The following is an 8,616-nucleotide window of genomic DNA, read 5'->3' on the forward strand; positions in this document are numbered from 1 at the left end:
AGCGAGGCCACGGCCGCCAGTTCCACCCTCTGGTCAGCCGATCAGATCGGCTGCACCAGCGCCATCAGGCTGTCGCGCATGATCTGCGCGTGCTCGGCCTTGTCGCCGCCTTCGATCTCGATCTTGCACAGGCGCTCGGAGTTCTTGACCACCATGCGGCAGCGCTCGAAGCGGCGGGCGTGGAAGGCGTCCAGCGCGGCCTGCAGGTCGTCGTGGCGGGCCAGCTCTTCGCCCAGCACGATGCCGCTCTCAATGCCAATGCCGGCGCCTGAGGCCAGGTGCGGCGTGGTGGCGGCCACGGTGTCGCCAATCAGCACCACACGGCCGCGGTTCCACGGCGCGGGCACCAGCAGGTTGGCCAGGGGGCGGTAGTCGATGGCGGCCTCCGGCAGGTCCATCTGCGGGATCAGGTCCTGGATGATCGGATGGGCAAAAGGCGCCAGCAGGCCCTTGACCACGGCGGGCCAGGTGGCCGGGTCGATGTGTTCCTTGGTGGGCCGGTCTTCGGTGATGTAGACGTACATCTGCGTGGCCGAGACCGGGTTGACGCCGCACTTGATGTGCTGGCCAAACCACATGGCGCCACGCTCCAGGCCTGCAGGCCGGCGGGCCACGGCGCGCCACACGCCCTGGCCGATGTACTGCAGCGGCGGCACCTCGGGCATCAGGCGCTCACGCAGCTTGGAGTGCACGCCGTCGGCGCCCACCACCAGGTCGTAGCTGCGGCGCTGGCCGTCGCTGAACTGCACATGCACCTGGTCGCCGGACTGCTCCAGGTCGGTCCAGGTTTGGCCCAGGGTGACGTTGACGCCGGCGGCGCGGGTGGCGTCGGCCAGGATGCGGGCCATCACCGGGCGCATGATGCCGCCGGTGTCGGCCACGCTGGAGCCCACCACCGGCGGGGTGCGCAGCGTGGCCACGTGATGGCCTTGCTGGGTGTACATGTCCAGACCTGAGGTGGGGGCGCCCTCGGCGGCGATTTGCGGGTAGACGCCCAGCGTCTCCAGCGCCCGCAGCGTGGCGCCACCAATGGTGATGCCGGCGCCCAGCGGGCACCAGGAGGCGTCCTGCTCCAGCAGGTCCACGGCGATGCCGGCCCGCTGCAGGGTGATGGCCGCAGCCATGCCGGAGAAGCCTCCGCCGACGATCAGGGCGGTTTGAATGGCGCTCATGGCGGTCCTTTCGTTTGTCTCAGGGGTTGTGGTGGTGGTGGGGCAGGGGTTCAGGCCAGTCGCAGCCAGCCGTCGGCCTCTTGCCGCAGGGGCACGGGGAGCAGGTGGCGACCCAGGCAGGGGCCGTGCACGCACAGGCCGGTGTCGGGCTCGAAGCGGGCGCCGTGGGCGTGGCACATCACCTGGGTGCCCTCGGGGCTCAGGTAGGCATGGCGCTTCCAGGCCATGGGGGCGCCGGGGATGTGCGGGCAGGCGTTGCGCCAGGCGTGCAGCACCTCGCCGTGGCGCACGATGAACACGCGGTCCTGCCCGTCCTCATCGGGCAGGCAGCCGCGCGCCTGGCCGGAGCGCACCTCGTCGGCTCGGCACAGCGGGGTGCCGGCGGGCGGCAGCGGCGTGACCATGGTCGGGCTCAGGCGTAGTCGCCTTCGTGCGGGGTGCCGGGGCCGGGCATCCAGGCGTCACGGCGGCGCAGCAGGAAGGCCTGTGAGGCGTCGGCGCTGATGGGGCAGCTGCGCGGGGTCCAGCTGTTGTCGTGCAGGTCCATGTCGGCGTCCATCTCCACATGGCAGCCCAAGGGGCTGTTGAAGTACCAGAACCAGTTGGAGCCGAAGATGTGGCGGCCCGGGCCCCAGAAGGCCTGGTAGCCGGCCTCAATGAAGCGGTTGCCGTTCTGGATGACTTCGGTGGGGCCGCCAAAGTGGAAGGTGAAATGCTCCACGCCCTGCATGAAGGCCGGGGCGCCGATGAGGAAGTGGCTGTGGTGGTCCAGCGCGCCGGCGGGCTGCATGAAGGGGCCCACGCCCTCAAAGCGGTCGGTCACCCGGAAGCCCAGGCGCTCCACATAGAAGCGCTCGGCCTTGGCCAGATCGGGCACAAAGTACACCAGGTGCGACAGGCCGCGCGGCTGGATGCGGCCGCGGCCCTTGACCACGCCCAGCTGGTTGGGCACGCGCTGGATGGGCGAGCCGGGGGCGTTGGAGACTTCGCCCAGCAGGTGCAGCGGCTGGCGGCGGCTGACCTGGAAGGCGATGGCAAAGCCGGCGTCGTCCACCGACTGCACGCGGCCGCCGTTGGGGCCGTCCACGCGGACCACGGGGCGGTCTTTGCCGAGTTCTTCGGCGATGGCGTTGAGGGTCGCTTCGTCGGCCACGCCCATCACGGCCAAGCGCATTTGGCAGCCCTTGGGGGCGGGGGGCAGGCTGGCGTCGTCCTGGGCGTAGAACTCCACGCCGGTGCCGTCCAGGGCTTCCAGGCGGGCGGGGTGGGTGGCCGAGGGCTCCAGACCGTAGTCGATCATGTACTGACGGGCTTCGGCCAGGTTGGCCACGCCAAAGACCAGGGTTTCCAGTCCGGTGATGTTCATGCTGTGTCCTGTCGTGGGTGGGGTGAAAGGTTCATTGAGGGCCGGCGTGGATCACGTCTTCTCGGGCCAGCAACGCAAAGTGATGGCCGGGGGCCGCCAGGCCAGACCGCACCAGGGTGTCGTTCACCCAGGCGTTCCAGCGGCCCAGAAAGTCGTAGGCGCTGGCGTCGTCGGCCAGCCAGCACTCGTCGATGCCGTCCAGCGGGGCCGGGCCCGCTGGCGTGGGCAGGGTGTCGTTCTGCACATGGCGCAGCAGGCTCTCGCCGGTGCGCCACGTCGCCGCGCTCCAGGCGCGGCGGAAGTCCTCCACCGCGGTGCCGGGCGCCCGCTGCACAAAGCCAAACAGCTTGACGCGCTGGTGGGCCGTCACGGGGGCGCCGGCCATCACGCGCTCGCGCACTGGCATGAAGACGACATTGGCCTGGTCGACGAAGTTGTCTTCGTCGTGCTTGACGTGCTGCAGGTAGAAGGGGGACTGCCGGGCCCTGCCCAGGGTCTGCAGGTCGGGCATCCAGATCTGGGTGACGAAGTCGCGGTTCAGCGCGAAGGCGTCGCCGGCCGGTCCGCCGGTGCGGAAGCTGCCGTCAAACACCGCGTTCTGCACATAACGGCGCGGGGCGTTGGCGGGATCGGCGGCGATGTTGCGCAACACCAGCTCGCCATGGACCTTGCGGATGTGGTGGCGGTGCTCGGCCAGGGTGGTGCCGGGCCGGCGGCGTCCGACGATGATGAGCTTGACGGCCAGGTCGGGGTGCTGCGGGGTGCCGGACGGGCTGGCGGCCTGGGCGGGCAGGCCGCCGCCGGCGGCGCCCAGTGCCACAGAGGCCATCAGGAGCTGGCGCCGTTGGAGTGAGAGGTCCATAGGGGGGAGGTCCTTGATCGGGTGAGGGCCGTGACGCGGTGGGCCTGGCGCGCCTCAGGCGGTGCGGGCGCCCAGGGTCTCGGCCACCCAGTCGGCGATGTAGTGGCCGGCGTTGATGGAGTTGTCGAAGCTGGAGTGCTGCACGCCGCCTTCGCGCTCGGTGAAGACCTTCAGCTCGCGTTTGGGGCTGTTGACCAGCTGCTCGTAGGTGCGGTGCGCCCACTTCAGCGGGATCTGGCTGTCCTTCTCGCCATGCGTCACCAGGAAGGGCACCTTGATCTGTTCGACCACGCCGTCCAGGTGCACGTTCTCGGCGATGCGCATGAAGTCGTCGATGTCCTTGGCGCCCCAGACCCAGCACACATGGGCCCAGTAGTGCGGCACGGGGAAGTTGCCCTCGCGTTCCAGGCGGCGCTTCTGCACGTCGCGCCAGTCGTGGTTGGCGCCCCAGACCACGCCGCAGGCAAAGCGCGGCTCCATGGCCACGGTGCGCGGACAGTAGTAGCCGCCCAGGGAGACGCCTTCGCAGCCGATGCGGGCCGGGTCCACCTCGGGGTGGGCCTGCATCCAGTCCATCACCACGCGGGCCCAGTGTTCGGTGTCGTGGCGGGCGGTCAGGCCGTGCAGGCGCAGGGCTTCGCCCGTGCCGGGCTGGTCCAGCACCAGGGAGGAGACGCCGCGCTTGGCCAGCCACGCCGGCAGGCCCACGCGGTATTTCATCTCCTTGGTGGAGTCCAGGCCGTTGAGTTGCAGCAGCAGTGGGGCGCGTTCACCGGGCTTGAGGCCTTCGGCGCGCACGTAGAGGGCGCTGAGCACCTTGCCTTCATAGGGAATTTCAACGCGCTGGCAGTTTTCCTTGGCCAGGCGGATGCCGTCGGCGAAGAGCTGCAGGAAGCGCGCATACATGGCCATGCGGCCCGGGGCGCCGTGGGCCTGCAGGCGTTCGGCGGTGAGCAGGTAGCTGGCGGCGCGGCCGAACTTTTCGCCGGCGGAGAACAGGCGGCCGGCCACCTTGTCCTCGTCGGCCAGGGCGCAGAGCTTGTCGGCCATCTTCACCCAGGTCTCGCGGAAAGCGCGCGTGCCTTCGGCGTCCGGGGCCTTGGCGGCCTCCTGCAGGGGGGCGCACATCTCCTCGATCTCGCCCATGCGGGCGCCCATCTCAATGGCCAGATCGACGGAGAGGTTCCAGACGTAGTTGGTGGGGAAGTACTTGAACATGGAGGCGTTGGCGCCCTGCGGCGCGGTGGAAGAGGGGTGGGGAGGGGCCGGCCCGCCGACGGGGCCTGCGGGCCGGCCGGTGGCGTCAGCGCACCCCTTCGCCGGCCAGGGCGTCCGGGGTGAAGGTGCTGTCGGGCAGGCGCGGCTTGACCACGTACTGGCCCTTCTTGCTGTTGTAGAGGTTGCCCGCGAAGCCGGAGCCCGCCAGCAGGTCGGTGAAGCCGAAGGCGCCAATCACGGTGCCCGGCAGGTCAGGCGCCACCAGGGTCTGCGACCACAGGGTCTTCCAGAGCTGGCCGTTGGCGTCCCAGCGGTCGGCCAGGACGCAGGCCCAGGTGTCCTCGTCGCAGTAGTAGCGGCCCTTGGGCGCCTGGTGGCGCTGGCCGGTGCGCAGGTTGGCCTCCACCACCCACACGCGGTGCAGCTCCCAGCGCACGTGGTCGGGGTTGAGGTGCGGGCCCTTGAGCACGTCGGCGTCGTTGGCGGGCTGCAGCAGCTTGTTGCCGTTGTAGGGGATGAACATCTCCTTCTTGCCCAGCAGCTTCCAGTCGAAGCGGTCGATACGGCCGGTCCAGGTCTCCAGCTCGTCAAAGCTCATCACGCCAGCGGCCGACGGCGTGGGCGTGTCGCAGCAGGGGTTGGGCAGCTTGCGCACGCGGCGCTGGCCCGTCAGGTACACCCAGGCCTGGTCCTTGGAGCCGTCGATCTGCACGCGGCCCACGATGGCTTCGCCGGCGCGGATGGGCGGGCCCTGGTTCTTCAGGCGGATCATCCAGAACTCGTTGTCCTCCGCGAACTTCTCCGGGCTGCCCTCCTGGAAGTAGTAGGGCATCTGCTGGTCGATGGTGCCGTCGGTGGTCAGCACGGCGCGGCCGTCGGCGGTGAGCTGGTACTGGTTGATGTTCAGCTGCAGGCTGGTGCCGCGCCAGCGCAACTGGTGGTTCCACATCACCTCGGCGCCAGTCTTGGCCAGCGGGAAGGGGACGCCGCCATAGGCGCCTTGCGGAATGTCGCCCTTCAGGCTGGCGCGGGTGGCGTTCTTGAAGGTGTTGTCGTAGACCCATTGCGGCGCGGCGGCGGTGCGGTGGGTCTTGTACACATCGATGCGGAAGCTGGGGAACTTCTTGAGCATCGCCTGCGTGCCCTCGGTCAGGCGATCTGCGTACTGGCCCATGTTCTGGGCGGTGATGGAAAACAGCGGCTTCTCGTCCTTGAACGGGTCGCCACGCCGGCCGCCCGGCTTGTCACCCGGGATGGCGGTGGTGTAGCCGCCGGTCCAGGCGGGGATGCTGCCGTCCTTGTTGCCGGCCTTCTCGGCGCCAAAGGGGGTGAGGTCAGCCTTGAGGCGGGCGGCCTCTTCGGCGCTGACGGCGGCCAAGGCAGGGGCGGCAAGGAAGGCGGCGCTGGTGGCCACGGCCAGCAGGTTCAACGGGAAAGTCTTGCAGTTCATGGTGAAAAGTCCTGTGCGGGGGGGGCGGTGACAACGGTCATGGCGGGGTCAGAACGTGCGGCGCACGCTCAGGGCCAGGTGGTCACGGTCGGCCAGGGCATTGCCCTTGCCGAAGATGGGCACGCCGCCATGGGCGGCAGGACTGAAGTCCACAAAGGGCACGGCCTTGCCCAGGTAATGGCTGTAGGTGGCCGTGAACTGCCAGGTGTTGGCCACATTGCCTTCCACGCCCAAGCTCAGGGTGCCGTTGCCGCGGGCGTCCCAGGCGGTGACGCTGGAGGCGCCGTCCACCGTGTAGCGCAGGCCCACGGGCACGCTCAGGTCCACACCCGGCAGCACCTGGCGGTAGCTGGGGGTGAAGATGAACTGCAGGGCGGTGGCGTCACGCGTGCGGCCATGGCCGGCGGTGACGGTGCCGTCGGGGTCGTTCAGGCTGAGCAGGCGGTTCCAGGCCAGCTCGGCCACCAGGGCCGACTCTTGCGACAAGAAGCTGGGGCCAAAGGTGGCCAGGGTGGACAGGTTCAGGTGCGCGGTGTGGCCGGTGGCAAAGCGCGGCTGGGCCTGGCCGGGGTAGAAGCCATAGAGGTGGTTGCTGGTGATGTGCAGCGGCATGTTGTCGCGCACCGAGGCTTCACCGGCCACGTTGAAGTCGCCCAGCGAGGACGAGAAGCTCGCGCCGGTGACCTTGATGTCCTGGGGGAAGGCGTAGAACCAGCTGCCACCGCTCAGGGGCTGCGCACCGGGCGGCGTGGCCAGCTGGCCATAAAGCTGGCCGGCCTTGTCGTGGTAGCGGGCGTGGTAGAAGCCCAGATCGGTGTCGTCCAGCCGCCAGCGGGCTTGCAGGCCCCATTGGCCGGAGTGGCCGGGTTCCTGGTCCTGGCCGGCGGTCAGGCGGTAGTTGGTCAGCGGGGCATGGGTGACGGGGTCGGTGATGCCGACCAGTTCACTTTGCCGCGAGCCCCAGGGAATGTTGGCGCTGGAGAAGTAGCTGCCCGCGGCGGGCAGGCGGTCGGCCTCCCAGCCGAACTGCACATAGGCGCCCAGCGCCAGGCTGGGCGAGACCTGCCACTGTGCCGAGAGCTGCGGCACCGGGCGGATGATTTCCTTGAACTGCGCGTTGGGCGAGGCCAGCAGCTTGTCGATGTCGATGGGCCCCTGGGCGCGGGCGATGCCGTTGTCGCCGAAGAACAGGCTCTCGCCGTACTGCAGGGCGTGGCGGCCCAGGCGGGCGGTGATCTTGCCGCCGCCGTCGAGCTGCCAGCCACCAAAGACGAAAGCGTCCAGCAGGTCGCCGTCCTGGCCGGCCAGGCGCCGGGTGCGGGCCGGGAATTCGTTGTAGGGCGACTGTCCCAGCGTGGCATCGTTGTCGGCCTGGGTTTTGCCGTGCAGCTTGGCGTCATACCAGCCGGCGGCGCTGACGCGCACGCCAAAGTCCTTACGCCAGATGGCGTCGAACTCGGTCAGCAGGTCGGCGCGCTCGGAGACGATGCCCTTTTTCTGGAAGTTCTGGTTGCCGGCGTTGAAGTTGAGCCCCTGGGGAAAGGCCGAGGCCGGCACGCCCGGGACCAGCAGCCGGAAGGAATCCTTGAGCGCCGGGTCGGCCGACTCGGTGCGGTATTTGGCGCTGAGGCGGGCGGTGGTGTCCCAGCGCAGCTGCCAGTCCTCGCTGTCGGTCTCAATTTCAAAGGCCTGCGCGGCAGGCAGGGCCAGGGCGCCGAGGGCCGTTGCGGCGGCCAGGGCCAGGCCGGTGGGGCGCCAGCGCCGGTGGGGGGTCTGAAGAGGTCTCATGCTCGCTTGTCTCCTGTGCGGTGTGACCCTGGTTCCCTTCCTGGCCGCCCGTGCAAGGCACGCGCGGCCAAGGCTCCGCCTGCACCCTGGCGCGGCCATGCCGCGCAGGTGACGTTGAGGCCTGTGCAGGAAGCCCGCCGGGGGCGCGGCGGGCGTGCCGGCGGCCGTGGGGAGACGACTGCCGGCGGAGGAAGCCGCGTGCCGTCGGGGCGGCACGCCAAGGAAGGAAATCGGGGTGAAGAGAGGTTACGGGGGCTCAACCCTTCAGAAAAATGGTTTCCAACAACATCTCAAATCGATGCCATCAATAGCTTTGGGGTTTGACCCCAGGGCCGGCGGGTCTGCCGGCGGCCTCATTCGCGTTGCACGGCCAGGCGGACCCGCTGCTGGTGGGCTTGGGCGGCAGGGGCGTAGCGCCAGCGGCGCAGGGCCTGCAGCACCGGCCCGGCGATGGCCGGCGGATCGGCTCGCAGCAGCTCCACGCCGCTGACCGTGCCGTCGGCCCGCACCTGCAGCAGGGCCTGGACCAGGCCATCGCGCCGCAGGCTGGCCAGCAGGGCCTCGGGGATCTCCGGCTCCACCACGGTCAGCAGCGGCACCTCGGCCGGGGCGGGCGCCGGCCCCGGGTGGGGCTGAGGCGGTGACAGCGGCGGGGCGGTGGGTGGGGCCGCAGCGGGGGGCGGCGCGGTGGCCGCCAGTGCTGCGGCCCCAGCGTCCGGGGTCGGGCTGGCGGCGCCGGCGGGGCTGGAGGCCGCCAGGG

8 protein-coding genes are annotated in these 8,616 nt (G+C 70.0%); all 8 read right to left on the reverse strand.

Translation table 11 applies throughout. The annotated features are described in order from the left end of the window. Positions 1 to 41 precede the first annotated feature (41 nt). The gene (locus G3A44_RS21540; protein WP_163459813.1) at positions 42 to 1,172 is read right to left on the reverse strand and encodes an FAD-dependent oxidoreductase; all 1,131 of its coding nucleotides are present in this window, start codon (positions 1,170 to 1,172) and stop codon (positions 42 to 44) included. A gap of 50 nt (positions 1,173 to 1,222) precedes the next feature. Next, a complete protein-coding gene (locus tag G3A44_RS21545; protein ID WP_163459814.1) occupies positions 1,223 to 1,576 on the reverse strand; it encodes a Rieske (2Fe-2S) protein in 354 nt (117 codons plus the stop codon). Between the two features lie 8 nt (positions 1,577 to 1,584). Beyond that, positions 1,585 to 2,538, reverse strand: a complete 954-nt coding sequence (locus tag G3A44_RS21550; RefSeq protein WP_163459815.1) for a VOC family protein — start codon at positions 2,536 to 2,538, stop codon at positions 1,585 to 1,587. A 31-nt stretch (positions 2,539 to 2,569) separates the two neighbouring features. Next, the gene (locus G3A44_RS21555; RefSeq protein ID WP_163459816.1) at positions 2,570 to 3,400 is read right to left on the reverse strand and encodes an EthD domain-containing protein; all 831 of its coding nucleotides are present in this window, start codon (positions 3,398 to 3,400) and stop codon (positions 2,570 to 2,572) included. Between the two features lie 54 nt (positions 3,401 to 3,454). Continuing rightward, positions 3,455 to 4,618, reverse strand: coding sequence for an alpha/beta hydrolase family protein (locus G3A44_RS21560; RefSeq protein ID WP_163459817.1), 1,164 nt, complete (start codon positions 4,616 to 4,618; stop codon positions 3,455 to 3,457). Positions 4,619 to 4,703: 85 nt separating this feature from the next. Next, on the reverse strand, positions 4,704 to 6,068 hold the full coding sequence (locus G3A44_RS21565) for a DUF1329 domain-containing protein (protein ID WP_163459818.1): 1,365 nt from the start codon (positions 6,066 to 6,068) through the stop codon (positions 4,704 to 4,706). A 48-nt stretch (positions 6,069 to 6,116) separates the two neighbouring features. After that, entirely contained in the window at positions 6,117 to 7,856 is a 1,740-nt protein-coding gene (locus G3A44_RS21570; protein WP_163459819.1) for a DUF1302 domain-containing protein, read from the reverse strand. A gap of 353 nt (positions 7,857 to 8,209) precedes the next feature. After that, the coding region (locus tag G3A44_RS21575; RefSeq protein ID WP_203561520.1) for an energy transducer TonB at positions 8,210 to 8,616 on the reverse strand (407 nt) is incomplete at its 5' end.

Origin of the sequence: Ideonella livida, assembly GCF_010499455.1 — a bacterium.
In the GTDB taxonomy this organism is placed as follows: Bacteria; Pseudomonadota; Gammaproteobacteria; order Burkholderiales; family Burkholderiaceae_C; genus Ideonella; species Ideonella livida.